Raw genomic sequence first — 21,972 nt, 5'->3', positions numbered from 1 at the left:
GTTTCCCCTATTTGATATATTTATCAATATTGTCTTTAAATTCTAAAAAGCGTTGATCAAAACCATAAAAACTTCTATCTTCATCTTTAAAAAGATGAACAACGACATCCCCCATATCAATTAAAGTCCAACTTTTTTGATTTTTCCCTTCAACATGTCGAATAGAACCTTTTAACGCCTCATTAAAATAACTAATCGCTGCTTGTTGAGAACGTTCATTCACGCTAGCCACTATAAAAAAATCATAAAAAGGCGAATGATTTTTAAAATTGTACAAAACAATTTTATCTGCATTTACTTTTTCTAGGATATCATAAGATGTTTTAATCACGTTCAAGTTCAATACTCTCCTTTAACTTTTTAATGTTTTCTAAAATTTCATTTTTAGGTCCCACATTGGATTCTAATAAAAATTCTAAATGTTTAATGACAGCTAAGTCAATATTTTCAAATGCTAATTTTCTTAAATTTTCAACACCATCATATGTTCTTGTTTCTTCTATTTTATCTGAGATTAATAAAACTTTATCAAATAATGTCATATGAGGACTTCCCCATACATGTGTATAAATCGCTTGATAAATTTCATGATTATCAATTTGAAATTCATCTTTTAATATATTTGCACAACTAATCGCATGATAAACATATGGATAATTTTGGTATTTTACAAATGTATCGTAATCCATATGCATTTTATGAAAATCAATTGAATCATATTTTGTATAATCATGAAGTAATGCAGCAATTTCAATTGAAGTTTCATCAATTCGATAAATTTTAGAAAGCTTTAATGCCATATTTATAACACCATAAATGTGTTTTAAACGTTCCGGATGATTTTTGAATTTTTCTTCAACTTTTTGATATAAAAATTTCATCTAAAAAAACCTTCTGTCAAAGTAATATGTAATCCTTTAACAAATTCTATTTTTAATGTTGAAACACCTTTAACTATGAGAATTCCAAAATCCGCTAAAGTGATTTGATATTTCTTATCTTCTTTTAATGTATAATATACCGTTTCAAATTCGCTAAATATTGGGTTAAATAATTTGGGATTTGTTAATTGAGTTTTAACTTTATTATCTTGAGTAATGTGATATTTTAGATGTTCTGATCCGTATAAAACGGATAATATTTCACCTTTAACTACACTTACAGAAACTAATCCATGAATAATAAGTGCTTCATTTTCTTTTAATCTACCATTTTTAGGTTTCATTTCCTTACTTGGCAACAAATCTTTATATTGACTATAATCTAAAAACTCATGTAAAAATCCACTTTGATATAAACCAGGTGTATCGTAAATATTTCTATTTTCAAATGTTCCCTTAAGTGGTTTTAATGTTAATGCCGCTTTATTCATAGCTAGGGCATCTTTATTTTGTGTTAATGCTTTAAAAATTGTAGTTTTACCACTGTTTTGTAAACCAATGAAGTATATATCTAAAATATCATGCTCGAATATGTATGATTTTAATTGTTCTATATCATATGGATTATGTGCATTCATTAAAATAACGTCTTCAAAACTCACACGATGTTCTTTAAATTGACGTCTTATATTTTGAACTAAAATATTAAGATTTGTAGACTTTGGTAATAAGTCAATTTGATTGATGATGAATACAACTTTATAGTCATCATTTAATCGTTTGATGGATGATGTAAGAATAGTATCAAGATATAAAACACTTGTTACAACAAAAATTAATGCATCTTTATTAAATGTTGGTAATTCAGATGGATGATAATGTGTTTTTGCATCACCATAATGCATTAATCTAAAACATGATTGACAAAAAGGTTGGTCAAGTGATTTGACATAACCTGCTTGATTTATATCAAGATTTTGTAGCTCAATACCACAACCTAAACAATTACTCATACTTTTTAGCATACTCCCTTAAAATCTCATCAAACTTTAGTGGTTCTTTTTTCTTAATTTTATTTAAAAAGTAGACTTCCAACTTGCGATTTATACGTGTCCAAATTTTATCACTTTTTCTAAGTACTGCTTCAACTAAAATCGTTTTTAGTCCTATTCGATTCCCACCAAAAACATCCGTCATCAACTGATCACCAATCATAACTGTTTCGCTTGGTTTACTATCAAGTTTCTTTAATGCTTTTTTAAAACCGACTTTAAATGGTTTTCTTGCAAAAGAAACAAATGAGAATTGATGTCCAACTGCATATGACACACGCTTCTTTTTAGAATTAGAAATAATTAATACCTTAAAATCTTTTTCTAACTCCTGTAAGAACTCTGTTCTTTTAACATCAATTTTTGTCTCATCATAATTGATAATTGTATTATCAAGGTCAAAAAGCAGAGTTGTTATGCCCTGCTTTTTTAAATTGTCATAGTCAATTTCATAAATTGATGTGTAATATGAAGTTGGAATACACTTCTTATAGATTGCCATTAAACAACTTTCTTAATGACGACGTTAAAACTTTTACCTGTTTCTGATTTAACAGTTACTGTGTCGCCTTCTTCTTTGTTGCGGATAGCTTTACCAAGTGGTGAATCAATTGAAATTTTACCATTTTTTGGATTTGCCTCAATTGTACCAACTAATTGATATGTTGCTTCCTTGTCTTTATCAACAAAGTATAATACAACTTCTTTACCAATGTTTACAACTGAAGAATCATCATTCGTTTTAATGATTTTAACGTTTTTAATAATTTCTTCAATTTCAGCGATGCGTGCTTCAATTCTTGCTTGTTCATTTCTTGCTGCATCGTAGTCAGCGTTTTCTGATAAGTCACCTTGCGCGCGCGCTTCTTTAATAGCTTCTAAGTTTTCTTTACGTTTAACTTCAACAAGTTCTTTTAATTCATCTTTAAGTTGATCTAACCCTGCTTGAGTTAATTCATAAACTTTTTTAACTGCCATAGGACATATACCTCACTTTTTCTTCAGTTTATTATATCATTTAATATCATATTTTTAATATGAAATTTGATGTTTTCTTAATTGTTTTTGTATCATTTTATGATTCATCATCATTTTATCTAAAACATGATAGAAATCTTTAGAATGGTTTGCGACAATTAAATGTGCATATTCATGTAACAAAACATAGTATAAATAGATTGGATCAAGTTTTGCAAGAAATGCATTAATTGTAATTATCTTTTTTTGCGTATGACATGAACCAAACTTCGATTTTAAAAGTTTAACCTGAGTTGGTTTTAATTCTAACCCAACTTTTTTTAAATCCATAACTAACTTAGGTTTTAAATCATCAATTTTTTGGTAAGTTTCAGAAATTAAAAGTTTTCGATATGATTCTCGATCCATCTTTTCAATGGGATTACCCCAGAGTTGAAAATCAAGTGTTTCAATTCTTTTGATTCTACTTTTTAACTTAACAATTTTGTTTACGTTTCTATCAATAATTGATTCTATATTTTTAGATTTAAAATTTTTAGGTAATGAAATCATCAATATATCATCTTTAAAACGAAAATAAATATTTTTTATTGGTTTATAAATTAATTGATAGTAAAACGTATAATTATTTTTTTGATAAAGAAACTTATTTTCTTTTTGAGATTGCAAGTCCATCACCTAAATTTAAAATTTGTGTTTCAAAATCCTTATGAGTTAACAAATAATCTTTATAGTTTTCTAACTTTTTTAATAGTGATTTTGTTCCTCGATTGTTTGTATTCTCAATAGTTAAATTGTGAAAATACATATTATCTGTAATTATGATTCCTTTAGGTGATAAAAGTTTTGAAAACTTCTCAAAATAATTGATATATTTAGATTTTGCAGCATCAATAAATATTAAATCATATGGACCAACTAAATTATTTACATTGAGCGCATCGTCAACAATCAATTTAACGTTAGCCTTCATATCTTTAATAAATGAATTTGCCATTTTTGCACGAAATACATCTTTTTCAATTGTAGTAACTTGTGTATTTTTAAGTGAAAAACATATGGCACTATAACCATATGCTGTTCCAATCTCTAATATTGATTCAATCTTTTCTTTTTCAATTAAATCAAGAATAAATGATAATGCTTCTTCTTGAATAATTGGAATTTGATCTTCTATACAAATTTGTTTTAAATCATTAAGCGTCAAATTCGTCATCTTCCATTTCTAACTCTAAATCTTCTTGATATTGATCAAATACCTTATCAATTAATGCCCATTCTTCATCAGTTTCAATATCATGAAGTTCTCCTTCACCATCTTTTGTTTCAACGAAAACTGCTGCAGAAACTTCATGAGTTTCATCGAATTCAAACACAACATAATTCTTTCCATTTTCTGTAAATGTGAAAAGAATAGTTGCAATTTCTTCTTTATCATCTGTGATGATTGATAATTTTTCATTTTTAATCATAATGTTTTTCCTTTCGCGTTTAAATAATTTTGTAGAATCACTTGAGCAGCAACTTCATCTTTTAATGCTCTTTGTTTATCATATTTTTTTCGATTATCTGATAAAATTTTCAAAGCACTTTGAGTACTCATTCTTTCATCAAATGTTTCTACTTTAATATTTAACTCGTGTTCTAACATTTCTTTAAATTTTAACACATATTGGGCTTTTAAACCAATATCATTATTCATATGTTTTGGTAAACCAATAACAACAACATCAACTGGATATTTTCGATAGACTTCACAGAATTGATTAAGTGCATCACTTAAATCATTGGTTTTATAGCGAATAGTTAATAAATTGGATGCAATAATTCCAGATTCCGAAAGTGCAACACCAATTGTTTTTTCGCCTAAATCTAATCCTAAATATCTCAATCTTAATTTCCTTTCTTCCATTCACGGAATAAAGCTACTTGTTGTGTGCCACCTTGAGCAAAGTTATCTTTACCACCACCAGAACCATTTAGCGCTTGGTTAATTGATAAAATCACTTGTTTTGCTTCATTAATTCCACTTTTAACTAAATATGAAACTTTTTCATTTGTCTCATTAAATAAGACAACTGTTTCTGTTTTCATTTTATCATAGAGCACATCAATTAATGGCTTTAAAGAATTTTGTGGTAAATCTACAACATATATATATGTTAAAGGTTTAATTTGTTCTGGAATAAATGAATCTGCTTTTTGTAAAACAGATTGAATTAGTGTTTGTTCGTGCGTCTTTTCAAGTTCCTTTAACATATTTGATAATTTTAATTGATGATCACGTAAATTTAACACATCTTGATAACTATAAGTCAATGCTGGCATTTCTAAAATTTGTCCATTGTATTGACGAATTTTTTCATTTAATCTTTCAATTGATTCTAATTGATTTTTTAAGACATTTGGTAAGATGTTTTTAACATCACCAGTAATTCCTTCAAATCGATAAATACCAGAACCAATTGATTCAACTGATGTAATAACAAAATTATCTATTTCTTTTGTGTTGTCTAAATGCGTACCACCACATAATTCAATACTCCAGTTACCGATATTAACAACACGTACAAATTGGCCATATTTTTCACCAAATAACATGGTTGCACCAAGTTTTTTAGCTTCATCAATCGGCATTTCTTTTGTATCAACTTTAATGTTTTCTTTAATTTTTTCTTTAACAATACGTTCAATATTTAATATTTGTTCTTTTGTAATAGATTCATAATGGTTGATATCAAATGTTAATTTATCTGGACCATTATATGAACCTTGCTGATTTGAATGATTACCTAAAGTTTCTTTAATTGCTTTATGTAAAAGGTGAGTTGCTGTATGGTTTTTTTCTGTCAATTTTCGAACACGTTTGTCTACAATTGCTAAAACTTCATCACCTTCACTAAATGAATTTGTTTCAACAACATGTAAATGTTGACCATGTGGTAATTTAATGACGTTTTTTACAACTAAACCATTTATAGTACCTTCATCTTTAACCTGACCACCCATTGTTGCATAAAATGGTGTTTCTTTTAAGACTATTCCTTGATCAAACACCTTAATAACTTTAGTTTCTACTTGTAATCTATCATAACCAACGAATATTGATTCATCCTTGAAATTTAATAATGCTTCATCTTGGCTATTCATACCAAGTTTAACATCACGAGCTTTTCTACTTTGTTCTCTTTGTTGTTCAAGTAATGCTTCATATCCTTCAACATCAACTTTGATGTTGTTTTCTTCAGCATATTCTAAGGTTAATTCAATAGGAAACCCATATGTATCATAAAGTTTGAAGGCATCTTCACCACTTAAAGTATCATGATTAACGCTACTTAATAAATGCTTAATCCCTGCTTCAATTGTTTCAAAGAATTTTAATTCTTCTTTTTTAATAATTGAGATAATAATGTCTCGTTTTTCTTTAATGTCGGGATAAACTTCATCTAACATTTCAATGACAGTGTCAACTAATTTATATAAGAATGGTTCATTAAAACCAAGTGTCTTACCATATTTAATTGCACGTCGTAATAATCGACGTAAAACGTAGCCTCTACCTTCATTAGATAAAATAGCACCATCTGAGATTGCTACCACTAATGCCTTGATATGATCAGAAATAACTTTATATGGCATTGAACCGTCATATGGACGATTAGATAATTCAGCAACTTTATGAATAATCGGCAAATGAAGATCTGTTTCAAAATTTGTTTTTGCATTTTGTAAAATACATGCGAATCTTTCTAGACCTGCCCCTGTATCAATATTTTTGCTTGGTAATTCTTTATATTCACTTCCAGGTTTTGAAGGATTAGCATTGTATTGAGAAAAAACAATATTCCAAATTTCAATGTAACGGTCATTTTCTACTTCATTATAAATGAGTTCTACACCACGTTTATCAAATGCTTCTCCACGGTCGAAATGAACTTCTGTACATGGTCCACTTGGACCAGGTCCAATTTCCCAAAAGTTAGTTTCAAGTGGAATTAGGTGTGATGGATCAACACCTAAATTTAACCAGTAATTTTTAGCATCTAAATCTGTTGGATAATATGTAAAATACAGTTTTTCAAGTGGAATACCAAAGTATGCTTCGCTTGTTAACAATTCAAATGCAAATTCGATGGCTTCCTTTTTAAAGTAATCCCCAATACTAAAATTACCCATCATTTCAAAGAATGTGTGGTGTCTAGCTGTTCTTCCAACATTATCAATATCATTTGTACGAATTGATTTTTGAATATTTGTAATTCTTCTTGATTTTGGTGTTTCACGTCCATCAAAATATTTTTTAAGTGGTGCAACACCAGCATTAATCCATAATAATGTTGGGTCATCCATCGGTATTAATGAACTTGATTTTTCAATCATATGCCCTTTTGATTTAAAGAAATTTAACCATGTTTTTCTAATTTCATGATGTGTCATGTATCTCATAATCTTCCTCCTATAAAAAAATCCTTAGACTTATAAAAAGCCTAAGGACGAATAAATTCGCGGTACCACCTTAGTTCTATAGAATACTATAGCACTTCATTAGCTGTTAAAGCCAGCTTACTTGATACTCCTAAGTTAGCGTTCGTTTATCATCCATATCACTTTTCACCAACCAGTGACTCTCTTAAATGTACCTATAAACTACTTAGACTTATTCATCGTACCATGTTTATTTTATAACAATATTATTCTATCATACAAGTTATTTAATATAAACCATTTTTTGATGTAAAATTGTGGCTTCTTTATACTTATTTCCAACAACTTTAAAACCAAATTTTTTATAAAACTCAATCACAGGAACTTGTGCACTTAAGATTAATGTTGTATATCTTTCTTGAAGATAATTAATTAGTTTAGTTGCATATCTTTGATTTCTATATTTTGAATCTGTAACGACTCTACCAACATGCATGCCATCAAACATTTCAATTAATCTTAAGTAACTCACAATTTTTCCATTATCTTTGATAAAAACATGTAATGCTTCTTTATCATAATCATCAATATCTTCAACATATATTTTCTGTTCGAGAATAAAAACATTTTGTCTTAACTTAAAAATTTCATACATTTCCTGATTTGTTAAATCATTAAATGTTTTAATATGAATCATTTTTACACCTTCAATAATTTAAATATAAAGCTTGTACCTGCTGTACCAATAAATGCTACTATTGCATATCTTAACGCATCAAAAATACCATTTTCTGGATCAATTGATTTAAATAATGTACTTAATCCTAAATATAACCCAATTACTAAAACAAATCCAATCAAAATTCGATATAAAATTTTTAATCCTTGAACTTGAGTTTGATGTTTGATATATAATTTGTCTACTAAATAACCAAATAAAAATCCCGTTAATCCACCCGTTGCAACATATAAGTTTTTAGAACTTTCATATGATGATTCACCAAAATAAGTAAATAAGAATACACCAATTAATGGAACTAATAACATTAATCCATAAATATGTTCTTTATCCCCCATTAAGTCAACCACTTTCATCATAATAAGTGATATACCAATACCCAATCCAATACCAACTAATGTATCTGTCAAGTAGTGTTGACCTAAATACATTCTTGTAATAGGTACAATAATTAATGCTGCTAATAATACCCATTTTAACCATTTAAACTTATGATTATATTCTTTATGCAAGACGGTTGCTAAAACAGCTGTATTTTGTGAGTGCCCAGACGGCATGGAATAGTCTGCTAAAGGATCACCAACATTTAATTCAGGATGTAAATGATGTGGTCTTGGACGTTTAACAATATCTTTCACAAAAACATTAATGATTGCAGAAAATATAAATACAAACGCTAATTTAAATGCACTTCTTTTATCAATTAACCAATAAATAATAAATGCGACTCCGATAAAAACAAATTGATCACCAATTTCAGTAAGTAAATTCATAATTGAATCTAAAAAATCACTTCTTATGCTTTGTATAAAGCGTATAATATCTATTTCAAATTGCATCGTTATTTCTTCCTCTTCTTCGTTTTCTTCTCTTTATTTCTTTAAATCGATTTGCGGTTTTAATATGTTTAATAAATTCTTCTTCATCTTGGTTAAGTTGAATTACCTTAAAGTGATCATATTTATTAAGTTTTTTAAACCAAAGAACTTTTTTAATAATTCCCTCTTTATAAAGTTTTTGAATCATCACTTGACCAACAATATAACCTAAATATTCTTTTTCATCTTTTTTTTCCTCAACAAATCCTACTGATTCAATCAAATCTTTAATGATATTTGTTTCAAAAGCACTTCGTGATGTGAAATCTACAATGTTAATATCTAAATGATCATAAACAAATGGATTAAATTTTGAATCCAATGCAACTGCTAAAATAAGATTACATTTTTCTTCAAGTAATGGTTCAATTGGATAATTATCTAACATTCCACCATCAACATATGATGCATCGTTAATTTTCGTTGGTCCAAAGACAACTGGGATAGATGCACTTGCTAAAACGGCTTCGTAAGGATTTTCAAATTGTTTTAACGCAAATACTTCTTTTTCCATAGTATTTGTTTTTAGTTGATGCATTAAACTTGTTTTTGAATATAGTTTTGATGCTGTTGCATAACCTTTATATTTGGATCTTTTAATTGCCTTAACACTAATTTTTTGAGAAAGTGTTTGAACAAGTGGGTCGAGTGAGTAAAGTCTGTCATCTTTCGTAATATGCGCTTTTGTTGAGAAAACATTAGAGTTTTCTAATTCTTCCCAAATCTCTGACATCTTATCGTGATTTTTTTTACTCATGAGTAACAACGTATTAATCGCACCAATTGATGTTCCAGAAATAACCTTAATATATTTTAAAAGATTGGCTTCTTCTAACGCTTTAATAACACCTAACTGGAAGGCACCTTTAGCACCACCACCGCCTAACATTAACCCCACTTTAATTTTCATTTATATCTCCCCTTAAGAGCACTTAACTGTTCACGTTTTATATCACGTTCTTTAATAGATTCGCGTTTATCGTGAAGCTTTTTTCCCTTTGCAAGTGCTATTGTGACTTTTATTAATCCTTGATGTAATTCAACAGTTAAAGGTATAACCGTATAACCTTTTTGTTCTTTTGCAGTAATAATTTTATTTATTTCATGACGATTAAGTAAAAGTTTACGTGTTCGAGTTTCCTCATGATTAAAAATGGATGATTGCATAAATTTTGCAATATGCATATTTAAAATAAATGCTTCACCATTTCTAAATGTTACATAAGCTTCATTGATTGAAACTTTACCATCACGTATACTTTTTACTTCACTTCCTTTAAGTTGAATGCCTGCAGTAAAGGTTTGTTCAATAAAATATTCAAATGTTGCACGTTTATTTTTAGTAATAATTTTCATATAACGAATTCCTTTACTTTCTTTTCATTTTACAAGAATAATTTAAATTACTCTATAAGTTTACTTTCTTTTTTTAGATTTATTTTTTGACTTAATTTCTCTTTTTTTATAAATAGTAAAATCAATTTTTAATTCATCCATATCAACTTTTAATAATTGAACTTGAATTGTATCACCTAATCGATACTTTTTACCCTGACTTGAAGTAAATAACATTTTAGCTTCATGGTAAACCAAATAATCATCAACATTTTTTAAGTGTACAAAACCTTCTATACCTTTATGAGTTCTAACAAAGAATCCATTCATCATAACTTGTGTGATAATAGCCTCATAAACTTGTCCTACATATTTTTTCATGTATAAACAGCTCATAAGTTTTTCTACATCGCGTTCCATTTGGATTGCTGTACGTTCTTGAATGGAAGTATGTTCTGAAACCTCAGGCAATATTTGTCTATAATGATTGATTGCTTTTTCTTTATGATCAAATATAATATCTCGAATCATTCGATGTAAAAATAAGTCAGGATATCTTCTTATAGGTGAAGTAAAATGTGAGTAATAAGCGCTTGCTAAGCCAAAATGTCCTATTGGTTCAAAATAATATTTAGCTTTTTGCATTGCACGTAATAAAACGGTATGTACGATACTTCCGTACCTTGTTTTCATACTTTCTTCTGTTAATTGTTGTAAGATTTTATGCTGACTTTTTAGTTTTTGACTTGGATGAAATCCTAATACTCTTAATGTTTGATATGCTTGATCAATTTTAACCAAATCAGGTTTTTCATGTATACGATAAATATTTGGATAACCTAAGTCATACATGTGTTTAGATATAACTTCGTTTGTTAAAATCATGAAAGATTCAATTAACTTTTCTGCATCGTCTGATGTTCTTTGATAGACATCTAAAACCTCATGATTTTTGATAACAAAACCCAATTCTATAGAATGAAAATCAATTGCTCCTCTTTTATATCGAAGACGCTTAAGTTGCATAGATATTTCATTCATCTTTAATAACATTTGATTTAATCTTTCATCTTCAAATGTTTTGAAGTTGTATAAAAAATCATTCACTCTGTCATACGTTAATCGATATGATGTTTTAATTACTGATGGAAAAATTTCATGAGATACAACTTCCATGTTTTTATTAATTTTCATTAAAACAGATAATGTATATTTTTCCTCATTAGGATTTAAACTACATAAATCATTACTTAAAGCATGTGGCAACATTGGTATAACGCGATCAGCTAAATATACACTTGTAGCTCTTTGATACGCTTCTTGATCAATTAAAGAACCTTCTTTAACAAAATAAGAAACATCTGCAATATGCACACCTAAAAGTACATGTTCATCATCAAGTTCTTTTAATGAAATTGCATCATCTAAATCTTTAGCATCAGCACCATCAATTGTAACAATTAATTCATTTGTTAAATCACGACGATATGATTTTTCATATACATCATCTACTTTAATTTCTGATAACTCTTTTAAAAGTTCTTTACTAAATTTAGTATGCCAACCATATTCATAAATGATTTTGACAATATCCATATCTGGATCATTTTGATGTCCAATTACCTCAATAAATTTTGTTTCAATCGTTGTTTTGGTTTGATTTTCAACATGAAGTAAACAATAATGACCATCGACTAAATAATCAGGTATATCGTTTACAATAATTAATTTATCGCGTGTTACTTCGCTATCGAAACGAATGAATTTTTTTGTTTTTTTAACTAAAGCAATAATTTGAGTTAGATTTGATTTTAATACTGTAACAACAAAAGGATCAACCACATCTACTTTCGCTAAAACAATATCTTTATCTAATGCACCATTTAAATCATCTAAATCAATACGATAGTCAAATTCATCATCCGTAATTAAAAAACTCTGAGTTTTTTTGATATCAATAATACCAATTTTATATTGTTTCTTTAAACTCATTAATCCGTCTTTCGACATATGAAAAAAAGGTGTTAATTGACCAAGCATTGAATCAAAATCATCACCAAATTTTTCTTTAGCATCCTTGATATTTATGTGAGTTGTATGAAGTTGGTAAAACCAAATGAAAAAATGCTTTGTATCCATATTACACCTCTATCTATATATAATATTTTAACATAAATAATTATATATTTTTGACTATTTTTTTGCAGAAGTCTTTATATAAAAAAAAGAATGCTTATTTAGTCTAAGCACTCTTTATTTAAATTAACTTATTTTTTTAAGTTGTAGAATGAATCAAGACCTAAGTATTGTGAAGCTTCACCTAATTGGTCTTCAATTCTAATTAATTGGTTGTATTTAGCAACGCGGTCTGTACGTGATGCTGAACCAGTTTTAATTTGACCAGCATTTGTAGCAACAGCGATATCACTAATTGTAGTATCTTCTGTTTCACCTGAACGGTGTGATACTACTGCTGTATAACCAGCACGTTTAGCCATTTCAATTGCATCAAATGTTTCTGTTAATGTACCGATTTGGTTAACTTTAATTAAGATTGAGTTAGCAACACCCATTTCGATACCTTTCTTTAAGTATTCAGTGTTTGTAACGAATAGGTCATCACCAACTAACTGAATCTTCTTACCAAGACGGTCAGTTAATAATTTCCAACCTTCCCAGTCGTTTTCATCCATACCATCTTCAATTGAGATGATTGGATATTTATCAACTAAATTAGCATAGTATTCAACCATTTCAGCAGGTGAGAATTCTTGTTTAGTTGATTTTTTGAATACATATTTACCTTTTGATTTGTCATAGAATTCTGAAGCAGCAACGTCGAATCCGATGAAAATATCTTTACCTGGAACATACCCAGCAGCTTTAATAGCAGCTAAAATGTTTTCGATAACATCTTCATTTGATTTAAGGTTTGGAGCAAATCCACCTTCATCACCAACAGCAGTTACTAATCCTTGTTTCTTTAAGATAGCTTTTAAGTTATGGAATACTTCAGCTCCCCAACGTAAAGCTTCTTTGAATGAAGGAGCTCCAACAGGATAAATCATGAATTCTTGGAAATCGATTGGAGCATCTGAGTGAGCACCACCGTTGACAATATTCATCATTGGTACTGGTAATTGTTTAGCATTGAATCCGCCTAAATATTGATATAAAGGAATATTTAGTAAGTCTGCGGCAGCTTTTGCAACAGCAATTGAAACACCTAAAATAGCGTTTGCACCTAATTTACCTTTATTCTTAGTGCCATCTAATTCGATCATTCTTTTATCGATTAAGTTTTGTTCGAATACAGATTCTCCCAAGATTGCTGGTCCAATGATTTCATTTACGTTTTCAACAGCTTTTAAAACACCTTTACCTAAGTAACGTGTTTTATCACCGTCACGTAATTCAACCGCTTCATGTTCACCAGTTGATGCACCAGATGGAACTAAAGCTCTACCAAATGCACCAGATTCTGTTGTAACTTCAACTTCGATAGTTGGGTTACCGCGAGAGTCTAATACTTCTCTAGCATACACATTTGTAATATATGGCATTATTTTTCTCCTTTGTTTTTTTTTATAAAGTTTTTGACCAATTTATATTATACCTTAATTATATTTATTTACAATAAACTCAGTAAATGAAAGCGTATACTTCAGGTTTATAATCCTATTTTTACAATTGCACTTCTTAATTAACGAACATTTTGGAATAAATTGAAATATACTAAACGTTCTCTTAATGGTAATGTAATTAAAGTTGTAAGTAAACCTTTACTTACATTAAGTAAACCGTAATTTACGAGTATAAAAGTTGTATATGCTTCCCAGCTTGACAAATTAAGACCAAATACATTCATCATACCTGGATCTTCTAACAATGAGAATACTGTAAAATGGAACCCATTTAACTGAATAACACCACTGTATGAAGATAAAAGTGATAAATACACAGGTGTTGTAACAAAAATATTAGATAGTAACAATACAAAAGATAAAATAATTGTCACACCAAAAATGATTACAATACTTTCCCAAAACTTAAATGGTTCTGAAGAATAGGCTGCATTAAAAAGTGGTTTATCGTGACGGCCTAATAATCTAGATAATAGATAATATGAACCAACAAGCGTTAAACTCGCAATAAGTGCAATCACTTCTCCCCATAGTTCTGTCGGTATTAATAGATCTCCTTGAATAAATTGTCGTGTAATACCTCTTAAAATTATCAAGATAAAGGTGTTTTTAAATCCTAAAATCATAAAAGTGATTAGGACTATAACCTCACTTAAATCAAGTTTTAGCCAATCTACTCCTGGTGCCAGAGGTATTTCAAATAACCCCAAGACAACAGAAATGGCTGTAAGAGTAACTAAATATATCATTTTTTTAATGAGATAGTGGTTTTGACTCATTAATAACATCCTCCTTCGACAAAAAAAGTTACCCAAACAAACCATTTCGGGTAACTCAAAAAAAGACGTCAAAAAATGAACAATATCTTCTCCCATCCAGACTATACTGTCGGTACTTGAATTTCACAAGTTCCTGCAAAGAATACTTTGCTCGCAGACTTTAACTGCCGGTGAGGAATTTCGCCTCGCCCCGAAGATGATTTAGTTTGCATAGACATTTTACCATCATTGTGCATTATGTGCAAATAATATCATTATGAATGCATTTTCATAATATAATTTATCGTTTTCTATCAATAAAAATAGTATAATAATTAAGGACATAAGAAAAGAGGTATGAATATTATGGCAGAAAAATTTGCAGCTTTAATTATCATGGATGGTTTAGGCTTAGCTAAACCTTCAAGTTCTAACTCAGTTTCCCTTGCTAATACTGAGTATTTAGACAATTTATTAAAAAAATATCCTAATACGACTTTAAATACATCTGGTGAAGCCGTTGGTTTACCAGAAGGTCAAATGGGAAACAGTGAAGTCGGACACTTGAATTTAGGTGCAGGTAGAGTTGTTTGGCAATCACTTTCACGTATCAATGTTGCAATTAAAGATGGTAGTTTCTTTAAAAACGAAGCCTTCTTAAAAGCAATCAATCATGTGAAGAAAAACAATACAAAATTACACATCATGGGTTTAGTTTCTGATGGTGGTGTTCACTCACATGTTAACCATTTTAAGGCATTATACGATTTAGCTAAAGAACAAGGTGTTATTGATCAAACCTATTTACATGCATTCACTGATGGACGCGATACACCTCAAACATCTGGATATGAATATGTAAAATCATTAGTTGATTATGGTTATAATGTTGCAACATTAGCAGGTCGCTATTATGCAATGGATAGAGACAATAACTGGGATCGTATTCAACTTGCATTTGATGCAATGACTCTAGGTGAAGCACCATTAATTGATGATGTATTAGAAGGTATTAAACGTTCTTATGATGAAGGTATTACAGATGAATTTATCAAACCATTTGTTGTTAATCCATTAGGTTTAATTAAAGACAACGATGCAGTAATCTTTGTAAACTTCCGTCCTGACCGTGCAATCCGTATGTCTACTGCATTATCTAACCCTGAAGCTACTAAAGAATTAGTAACTGAAGGTAAACCAATGCTTAATATTTCAAAAGCTCCAAAGAATATCTTCTTCGTTTCTATGATGCATTATAAAGAAACTGTTAAAGGTGAATTAGCATTCCCACTTCAAACATTTGAAGATTTATATGGTGAAGTCATTGAAAAGAATGGTTTAAGTCAAATTCGTGCTGCTGAAACTGAAAAATATGCACACGTTACATTCTTCTTCGATGGTGGTAAAGAAGTTCCACTTGCTCATTCAACAAGAATTTTAGTTGAATCACCAAAAGTTGCTACTTATGATCTTAAACCTGAAATGGCAGCATATGAATTAACAGAAAAAGTGATTGCAGAATTGAGAACTAACAAATACCAAACAATGGTTCTAAACTTTGCAAACCCTGATATGGTTGGACATACTGGATCTATCGAAGCTACTACAAAAGCTGTTGAAGTTACTGTTGAATGCATGGGTAAAATCGTTGATGTTATCACTAAAGAATTAGGTGGGGTTGCTATTGTGTTAGCAGACCATGGTAACGCTGAACAAATGCGTGATGAATTAGGTAATCCACATACTGCACATACAACAAATCCGGTTCCATGTGTTATCACTAAAGAAGGTTTAGAATTAAGAAATGATGGTGCCTTATGTGATGTTGCTCCAACATTACTTGATTTATTAGGAATCAATAAACCTGAAGCAATGACTGGTTCTTCACTTATTATTAAAAAATAGTATGTAATCATTAAAAAAAGGTAGGCTGTAATAAGTCTACCTTTTTCATTTACTGATTTGTAATTTCATTTCCATTTTCATCAAAAACTAATACATTCACTTTTTTACTAATAATTGTTTTCGTATCAATACCTATGAAATTTTTATATCGAAATGGCTCATGACTTTCTTTATTATAAAAATATTTATTTAATATTTCAGCATGAGTATGTCCAAAAACATAATAGTTGTCTTTTGGGTCAAAATTTTCAACAAAATATATTGTTCTTGCAAAATTATATACATGCCAACCCTTTTCTTTATTATATTCCAATCCCGCATGTGTAAATATGTACTTACCCAGTACATATTGATCGACCATTTTTTGTAGTAAATCTAATGTGTAGGGGTGTCTTTTTAAAATAGACCGTCTTATTTTTTCCATTGAGTTAGCAGAAGAATCAGCTAATTCAATCACGGTATTTCCCATTCCATTAAATTGAATATTCATAATACCATCATCAATACCAAGTAAAAATCTTCTTAAATATTCATCATGATTTCCTTTAATCATGATGAGTCGATTCATTCGATCAAAATATTTAATAAATCCAAGTACTTTTAAATTTTCAATTCCTCTATCAAAATGATCACCAAGTGATATTAAAATATGAGACTCATTATCAATATCAAATCCAGCTTTTTCCAATCCAACTAAAAGTGGTGTCAAGGAACCATGTATATCTGAAAAGACAAAATATTTTTTCATTTTTAATACCTCAAGTATATTGTAACACGTATCTTATAATCGTTAGATCCATTCACTAAGTGAATGTTTGTTATAATGAATGTATATAAAAGATATGGAGATGAACATGGGCGATAAAACGACAATTTTATATCAAGAACACATAAAGCTTGGTGCTACAATGACACCATTTGGTGGATATATAATGCCTTTATACTATTCTAGTATAAAAGATGAACATTTAACAGTTAGAGAATTTGTAGGTATGTTTGATATTTCTCACATGGGACAAATTCTTATTGAAGGTGATGGTGCTTATTCATTTTTAGAATATATGTTAAGTCAAAAATTAACAATTGAGCGAAAAATGAAATATTCTTTCTTACTAAATGAAAATGCCGGAATTATTGATGATTTAATGATTTACCCATTCAATAAAAATAAATTCATGCTTGTTGTAAATGCATCCAACAAAGAGAAAGTTTTAAAACATCTATTTGAACATCTTAAAGATGAACGTGTAAAGATTACTGATCAAAGTTTTACACATGGAATATTAGCTGTTCAAGGACCAAAATCTGAAGAAGTTATTTCTAAAATTCTCAAATCATTGCCTTCCATTTCAATGACTTTCATTGAAACATATCTTGATCAATATGAACTTATAATCTCTCGCTCAGGATATACAGGGGAAGATGGTTTTGAAATCTATGCACCATATGAAGCAATTATCAATTTATGGCATCAATTTTTATCTTTAAATATCAAACCCTGTGGTTTAGGTTCGAGAGATACGCTTCGTTTTGAAGCAAGTATGCCATTATATGGTCATGAAATCGATGAAACGATTAATCCTTATGAAGCAGGTTTAATGTTTGGTGTCTCACTTGAAAAAGATAATTTCATTGGTAAAAAAGCATTATTAGCATCAATGATGTCTCAAAAAAGAAAATCTGTAGGTATTGAATTACTTGAACGTAATGTTCCTAGAGAAGGATATAAAATATTTGTTGATGATAAAGAAATTGGACATATTACTACAGGTTATTTAGCACCATCATTAAACAAACCTTTAGCAATGGCATTAGTTGATGTAAATTATAGTAGAATTGGTACACAAGTATATGTTATGATTAGAAATAAGCTAGTTAAAGCAATCATAAGAAATAAACGTTTTTATGTTAAAAAGAATAATGTAAAGGAGTAATAAACATGACAAAGTATGACGTTTTATATTCAGATACACACGAATGGATTAAAATTGATGGAAATAAAGGTATTGTAGGTATATCTTCTTATGCTGCAATGCATTTAGGAGATATCGTCTTTTTTGATTTACCAAGCGTTGGTACAAAATTCAATAAAGGCGATGTATTTGCTGCTGTTGAATCTGTAAAATCAGCATCTGACCTTTATATGCCATTAAGTGGTACAGTTACAAAGGTCAATGAAGCATTAGTTGATCATCCTGAATTAGTTAATGAGGATCCATTTAATAACTGGATTGTCGAAATTGAAATTTCAAATCCTAACGAATCAAATGAATTAATGGATGTAGAAAAATACGAAGGACAATTAGACTAAAAGTTGTCTATAAAAGGGGATGAAATTATGCATAAATACTTACCACATACTGAAGAAGATATAAAAGAAATGCTAAAAGTCATTGAGGTTTCAAACCTTGATGACTTATTTTGCAATATACCCAAAGAATTAATATTACATCGTGATTATCATATTCCAAATCAAATGGATGATATTGAATTATCTAAACACTTAGAATCTTTATCTAACTTAAACCAAAGATTAAAAATATTTCGAGGATATGGTGCATATCACGTTTATACCCCTTCTGTTGTTAAGAGTTTAACAAACCGACAAGAATTTTTAACTTCTTATACACCATATCAACCAGAGGTTTCACAAGGAACACTTCAATATATTTTCGAATATCAGTCTTTAATTTTAGAAATTACTGGTATGGATGTAACAAATGCATCAATGTATGACGGTCCTACTGCTACTGCTGAAGCGATGCTTATGGCACTTTCTCATACTCAAAAAAGAAAAATAATTTATTCTAAAACATTACATCCAAAATTGATTGATGTCATTAAAACATATGGACATTTTAGAAATGTTGAATTCGTTGAATTACCTGAAAAAGATGGTGTCACTGATTTTTCAGATTTAGATTCAGTATTAGAAAACTCAGCTGCTATCATTTTAAGCAATCCAAATAAATATGGAATTATTGAAGATTACAATGATATATCTAAGTACACCCAAAAACATAAATCTTTATTCATTTTAAATCACGAAATAAGATCACTAGCACTACTTAAAACACCAAATGAATTAGGTGCTGACATTGCTTGTGGTGACTTACAAACCTTAGGTATGCCACTAGCATCTGGTGGTGCTTATGCTGGTTATTTAGCATCTAAAAATTATTTACTAAGAAAATTACCTGGTCGCATATGTGGTGTTACAACTGATGAATCTGGAAAAAGAGCATTTGTCTTAACACTACAAGCACGTGAACAACATATACGTCGTGCAAAAGCAAACTCAAACATTTGCTCAAACCAATCTTTAATGGCTCTCTCAGCAGCAATCTATTTATCTTGGCTTGGAAAAAATGGATTTATTGAACTTGCTAAAACATTGCTAAATGGAGCTTACACTTTAAAAGAAAAACTCATTCAAACAGGTTATTTTGAGGAAGTATATCATAAACCTCATTTTAATGAGTTTGTTTTAAAATCTAAAATTCATCCAAAAGAGTTTGAAGAAGATTTACTTGAACTTGGTTATCTTGGACCACAATATCTAGGTGATCAAAAATTCTTATTCGCTTATACAGAAATGTTAAGTCCAAATGATATTAATGACTTTGTTAAAAAGGTAGGTGAAATTCATGCTAAACACTTACGATAAATTAATTTTTGAAATTTCAAGGAAAAATCGAATTTCACATAACTTACATAAAAATGATTTTAAAAATATTAATTTACCAGAACATCTTTTAAGAACAAGTGAGGCAAATTTACCAGAAGTTTCTGAACTTGATTTAGTTCGTCATTACACAAAGGTTTCACAAAAGAACTTTGGTATTGATTCAAACTTCTATCCTCTTGGTTCTTGTACAATGAAATATAATCCTAAAATTAATGATGAACTTGCAACATTGAAAGGCTTTAGCGAAATTCATCCTTTACAACCTGCCAAAACACAACAAGGGTTCTTACGAATTTATACTGAACTATCATCTTATTTATCTGAAATTACCGGTATGGATGCGTATAGTTTAAATACTTATGCTGGAGCACATGGGGAATTAGCAGGTTTAATGATAATTAAAAAATACCATGAAAAAAATAAAGATTTCAAAAGAACTAAGATTATCATCCCAGATAGTGCACATGGAACAAACCCCGCTAGTGCTTCTGTTGCTGGATTTGAAGTTATTGAAATTAAGTCTAATCAAGATGGTACAATGAATATCGAAGCATTAAAAACTGTTTTAAATGATGAGGTTGCAGGATTAATGCTTACGAATCCTAACACCGCTGGTGTATTTGAAAAAGATATTTTAGAAATTTCTAAACTTGTTCATGATGTTGGTGGATTACTTTATTATGACGGTGCAAATTTAAACGCGCTGTTAGGTATTAGTCGTCCCGGTGATATGGGATTTGACATTACTCATCTTAATTTACATAAAACGTTTTCAACACCACACGGTGGTGGTGGACCAGGTTCAGGACCTGTAGGTGTTAAATCTTTCTTAAAAGAATTTTTACCAAAACCAATTGTTGTTGATAAAAACGGATATTATGATTTTTATGAACCAATTGATTCTATCGGTTCTCTATCAAATTTCTTTGGTAATGCTTCTGTTTATCTTCGTGCATACGTCTATATTCGCTCTTTAGGTAGAGAAAACTTAAAACATGTCGGAAAACTTGCAAACTTAAACGCTAACTATATTAAGGCATCTTTAAAAGATCAATATCAATTACCTATTTTAGAAAATACAATGCATGAATTCGTATTTAATGGTTTAATTGATAAATCTACTCATGTTAAAACATTAAATATCGCCAAAAGATTACTTGATTATGGGTTCCATGCACCTACAATTTATTTCCCACTAATTTTTAATGAATCCATGATGATTGAGCCAACTGAAACTGAAAGTAAAGAAACCTTAGATGATTTTATAAATGCGTTAAGAAAGATTGCATTAGAAGCTCATGAAAATCCCGAATTGGTTCTTCATGCACCTTATCAAACACCAGTTAAAAAGTTGGATGAAGCTAAAGCTGCAAGAGAACCTAAAGTTAAATATCAAGATTTATAAAAATAAAGGTCCTATAACTAATATGGAGGTTTAATCCATATCGACCTATAACATATATGGAGGTACACCACACCTATAACAGATGTGGAGGTACCTCCATTTTTTGTTTACTGTAACGATAAATCTATAATTATTTTTAGTTTTTAAGTGGTGTATCTTTGTTGATAGAATACATAATTTTGTTTCTTAATCTTCTAAAGTCTCTAATCCCATTAGAGGCTTTGATAAGAGTTTTTATTTTAGAGTTTGTAGATTCAATAGGTCCATTAGATATACGTCTG

At 29.4% G+C, this 21,972-nt stretch carries 24 protein-coding genes, 1 riboswitch and 1 other annotated feature; of the genes, 5 read left to right on the top strand and 19 right to left on the bottom strand.

The features are described from left to right. Positions 1-7 precede the first annotated feature (7 nt). The 17 genes from rsfS to T434_RS0104845 all read right to left on the bottom strand — a co-directional run bounded on the left by rsfS (position 8) and on the right by T434_RS0104845 (position 14,714). Positions 8-331 carry a ribosome silencing factor gene (rsfS, locus tag T434_RS07090; protein ID WP_245588324.1) on the bottom strand — a complete coding sequence of 108 codons (324 nt, stop codon included), beginning with the start codon at positions 329-331 and terminating at the stop codon, positions 8-10. Then, the gene (gene yqeK, locus T434_RS0104915; protein WP_026400148.1) at positions 324-881 is read right to left on the bottom strand and encodes a bis(5'-nucleosyl)-tetraphosphatase (symmetrical) YqeK; all 558 of its coding nucleotides are present in this window, start codon (positions 879-881) and stop codon (positions 324-326) included. Before yqeK ends, rsfS begins: the two co-directional genes overlap by 8 nt. Beyond that, complete coding sequence (locus T434_RS0104910) at positions 878-1,894, bottom strand: GTPase (RefSeq protein ID WP_162150748.1); 1,017 nt, start codon at positions 1,892-1,894, stop codon at positions 878-880. The genes yqeK and T434_RS0104910 overlap by 4 nt, the downstream gene beginning before the upstream one ends. Next, on the bottom strand, positions 1,887-2,435 hold the full coding sequence (locus tag T434_RS07085; protein WP_035358457.1) for a YqeG family HAD IIIA-type phosphatase: 549 nt from the start codon (positions 2,433-2,435) through the stop codon (positions 1,887-1,889). The genes T434_RS0104910 and T434_RS07085 overlap by 8 nt, the downstream gene beginning before the upstream one ends. Beyond that, on the bottom strand, positions 2,435-2,911 hold the full coding sequence (gene greA, locus T434_RS0104900; RefSeq protein ID WP_026400146.1) for a transcription elongation factor GreA: 477 nt from the start codon (positions 2,909-2,911) through the stop codon (positions 2,435-2,437). Before greA ends, T434_RS07085 begins: the two co-directional genes overlap by 1 nt. A gap of 54 nt (positions 2,912-2,965) precedes the next feature. Next, entirely contained in the window at positions 2,966-3,580 is a 615-nt protein-coding gene (locus T434_RS0104895) for a M48 family metallopeptidase (RefSeq protein ID WP_026400145.1), read from the bottom strand. Beyond that, positions 3,558-4,127, bottom strand: a complete 570-nt coding sequence (locus tag T434_RS0104890) for an O-methyltransferase (protein WP_026400144.1) — start codon at positions 4,125-4,127, stop codon at positions 3,558-3,560. The genes T434_RS0104895 and T434_RS0104890 overlap by 23 nt, the downstream gene beginning before the upstream one ends. Beyond that, complete coding sequence (locus T434_RS0104885; RefSeq protein WP_026400143.1) at positions 4,108-4,383, bottom strand: DUF1292 domain-containing protein; 276 nt, start codon at positions 4,381-4,383, stop codon at positions 4,108-4,110. The genes T434_RS0104890 and T434_RS0104885 overlap by 20 nt, the downstream gene beginning before the upstream one ends. Next, positions 4,380-4,802 carry a Holliday junction resolvase RuvX gene (gene ruvX / locus T434_RS07725; RefSeq protein ID WP_210997121.1) on the bottom strand — a complete coding sequence of 141 codons (423 nt, stop codon included), beginning with the start codon at positions 4,800-4,802 and terminating at the stop codon, positions 4,380-4,382. Before ruvX ends, T434_RS0104885 begins: the two co-directional genes overlap by 4 nt. A 2-nt stretch (positions 4,803-4,804) precedes the next feature. Further along, positions 4,805-7,360 carry an alanine--tRNA ligase gene (gene alaS, locus T434_RS0104880; RefSeq protein WP_026400142.1) on the bottom strand — a complete coding sequence of 852 codons (2,556 nt, stop codon included), beginning with the start codon at positions 7,358-7,360 and terminating at the stop codon, positions 4,805-4,807. Between the two features lie 40 nt (positions 7,361-7,400). Next, positions 7,401-7,588, bottom strand: a binding site (T-box leader). 34 nt (positions 7,589-7,622) lie between these two features. Continuing rightward, positions 7,623-8,036, bottom strand: a complete 414-nt coding sequence (locus tag T434_RS0104875; RefSeq protein WP_035358455.1) for a GNAT family N-acetyltransferase — start codon at positions 8,034-8,036, stop codon at positions 7,623-7,625. A gap of 2 nt (positions 8,037-8,038) precedes the next feature. Beyond that, on the bottom strand, positions 8,039-8,917 hold the full coding sequence (locus T434_RS0104870) for a phosphatase PAP2 family protein (RefSeq protein WP_084301098.1): 879 nt from the start codon (positions 8,915-8,917) through the stop codon (positions 8,039-8,041). Beyond that, on the bottom strand, positions 8,907-9,866 hold the full coding sequence (locus tag T434_RS0104865) for a patatin-like phospholipase family protein (protein WP_162150746.1): 960 nt from the start codon (positions 9,864-9,866) through the stop codon (positions 8,907-8,909). The genes T434_RS0104870 and T434_RS0104865 overlap by 11 nt, the downstream gene beginning before the upstream one ends. Next, positions 9,863-10,312, bottom strand: a complete 450-nt coding sequence (gene smpB, locus T434_RS0104860; protein WP_162150745.1) for an SsrA-binding protein SmpB — start codon at positions 10,310-10,312, stop codon at positions 9,863-9,865. The genes T434_RS0104865 and smpB overlap by 4 nt, the downstream gene beginning before the upstream one ends. A 60-nt stretch (positions 10,313-10,372) precedes the next feature. Continuing rightward, positions 10,373-12,430, bottom strand: a complete 2,058-nt coding sequence (locus tag T434_RS07080; protein WP_051614437.1) for a ribonuclease R family protein — start codon at positions 12,428-12,430, stop codon at positions 10,373-10,375. A 128-nt stretch (positions 12,431-12,558) separates the two neighbouring features. Further along, positions 12,559-13,854 (bottom strand): phosphopyruvate hydratase, encoded by a 1,296-nt coding sequence (gene eno, locus T434_RS0104850; RefSeq protein ID WP_026400137.1) that lies wholly within the window; start codon positions 13,852-13,854, stop codon positions 12,559-12,561. A gap of 140 nt (positions 13,855-13,994) precedes the next feature. Continuing rightward, positions 13,995-14,714 carry an ECF transporter S component gene (locus T434_RS0104845; RefSeq protein ID WP_026400136.1) on the bottom strand — a complete coding sequence of 240 codons (720 nt, stop codon included), beginning with the start codon at positions 14,712-14,714 and terminating at the stop codon, positions 13,995-13,997. A gap of 80 nt (positions 14,715-14,794) precedes the next feature. Further along, positions 14,795-14,916, bottom strand: a riboswitch (FMN riboswitch). Positions 14,917-15,059: 143 nt separating this feature from the next. Here T434_RS0104845 and gpmI point away from each other — a divergent pair. Then, a complete protein-coding gene (gene gpmI, locus T434_RS0104840) occupies positions 15,060-16,598 on the top strand; it encodes a 2,3-bisphosphoglycerate-independent phosphoglycerate mutase (RefSeq protein WP_026400135.1) in 1,539 nt (512 codons plus the stop codon). A 49-nt stretch (positions 16,599-16,647) separates the two neighbouring features. On the opposite strand, the gene T434_RS0104835 is transcribed toward gpmI, so the two are convergent. Continuing rightward, positions 16,648-17,346: a metallophosphoesterase gene (locus tag T434_RS0104835; protein WP_026400134.1), complete on the bottom strand. Its 699-nt coding sequence runs from the start codon at positions 17,344-17,346 to the stop codon at positions 16,648-16,650. A gap of 106 nt (positions 17,347-17,452) precedes the next feature. Here T434_RS0104835 and gcvT point away from each other — a divergent pair, with 106 nt between their 5' ends. From gcvT to gcvPB, 4 genes are read left to right on the top strand one after another with little or no spacing between them, the layout of a single operon-like run. After that, positions 17,453-18,532 (top strand): glycine cleavage system aminomethyltransferase GcvT, encoded by a 1,080-nt coding sequence (gene gcvT / locus T434_RS0104830; RefSeq protein ID WP_051614435.1) that lies wholly within the window; start codon positions 17,453-17,455, stop codon positions 18,530-18,532. Between the two features lie 5 nt (positions 18,533-18,537). After that, positions 18,538-18,909, top strand: a complete 372-nt coding sequence (gene gcvH / locus T434_RS0104825) for a glycine cleavage system protein GcvH (RefSeq protein ID WP_026400132.1) — start codon at positions 18,538-18,540, stop codon at positions 18,907-18,909. A 27-nt stretch (positions 18,910-18,936) separates the two neighbouring features. Next, complete coding sequence (gene gcvPA, locus T434_RS0104820; protein WP_026400131.1) at positions 18,937-20,265, top strand: aminomethyl-transferring glycine dehydrogenase subunit GcvPA; 1,329 nt, start codon at positions 18,937-18,939, stop codon at positions 20,263-20,265. After that, on the top strand, positions 20,246-21,691 hold the full coding sequence (gcvPB, locus tag T434_RS0104815; protein ID WP_026400130.1) for an aminomethyl-transferring glycine dehydrogenase subunit GcvPB: 1,446 nt from the start codon (positions 20,246-20,248) through the stop codon (positions 21,689-21,691). Before gcvPA ends, gcvPB begins: the two co-directional genes overlap by 20 nt. 136 nt (positions 21,692-21,827) lie before the next feature. On the opposite strand, the gene T434_RS08085 is transcribed toward gcvPB, so the two are convergent. Next, entirely contained in the window at positions 21,828-21,965 is a 138-nt protein-coding gene (locus T434_RS08085) for a transposase (RefSeq protein ID WP_342668039.1), read from the bottom strand. Positions 21,966-21,972: the final 7 nt, after the last annotated feature.

It is taken from the genome of Acholeplasma equifetale ATCC 29724, assembly GCF_000687735.1.
GTDB classification, from domain to species: Bacteria; Bacillota_I; Bacilli_A; order Acholeplasmatales; family Acholeplasmataceae; genus Acholeplasma; species Acholeplasma equifetale.
Note: the sequence above shows the minus strand (reverse complement) of the source record. Positions and strands in the feature narration are given on the sequence as shown.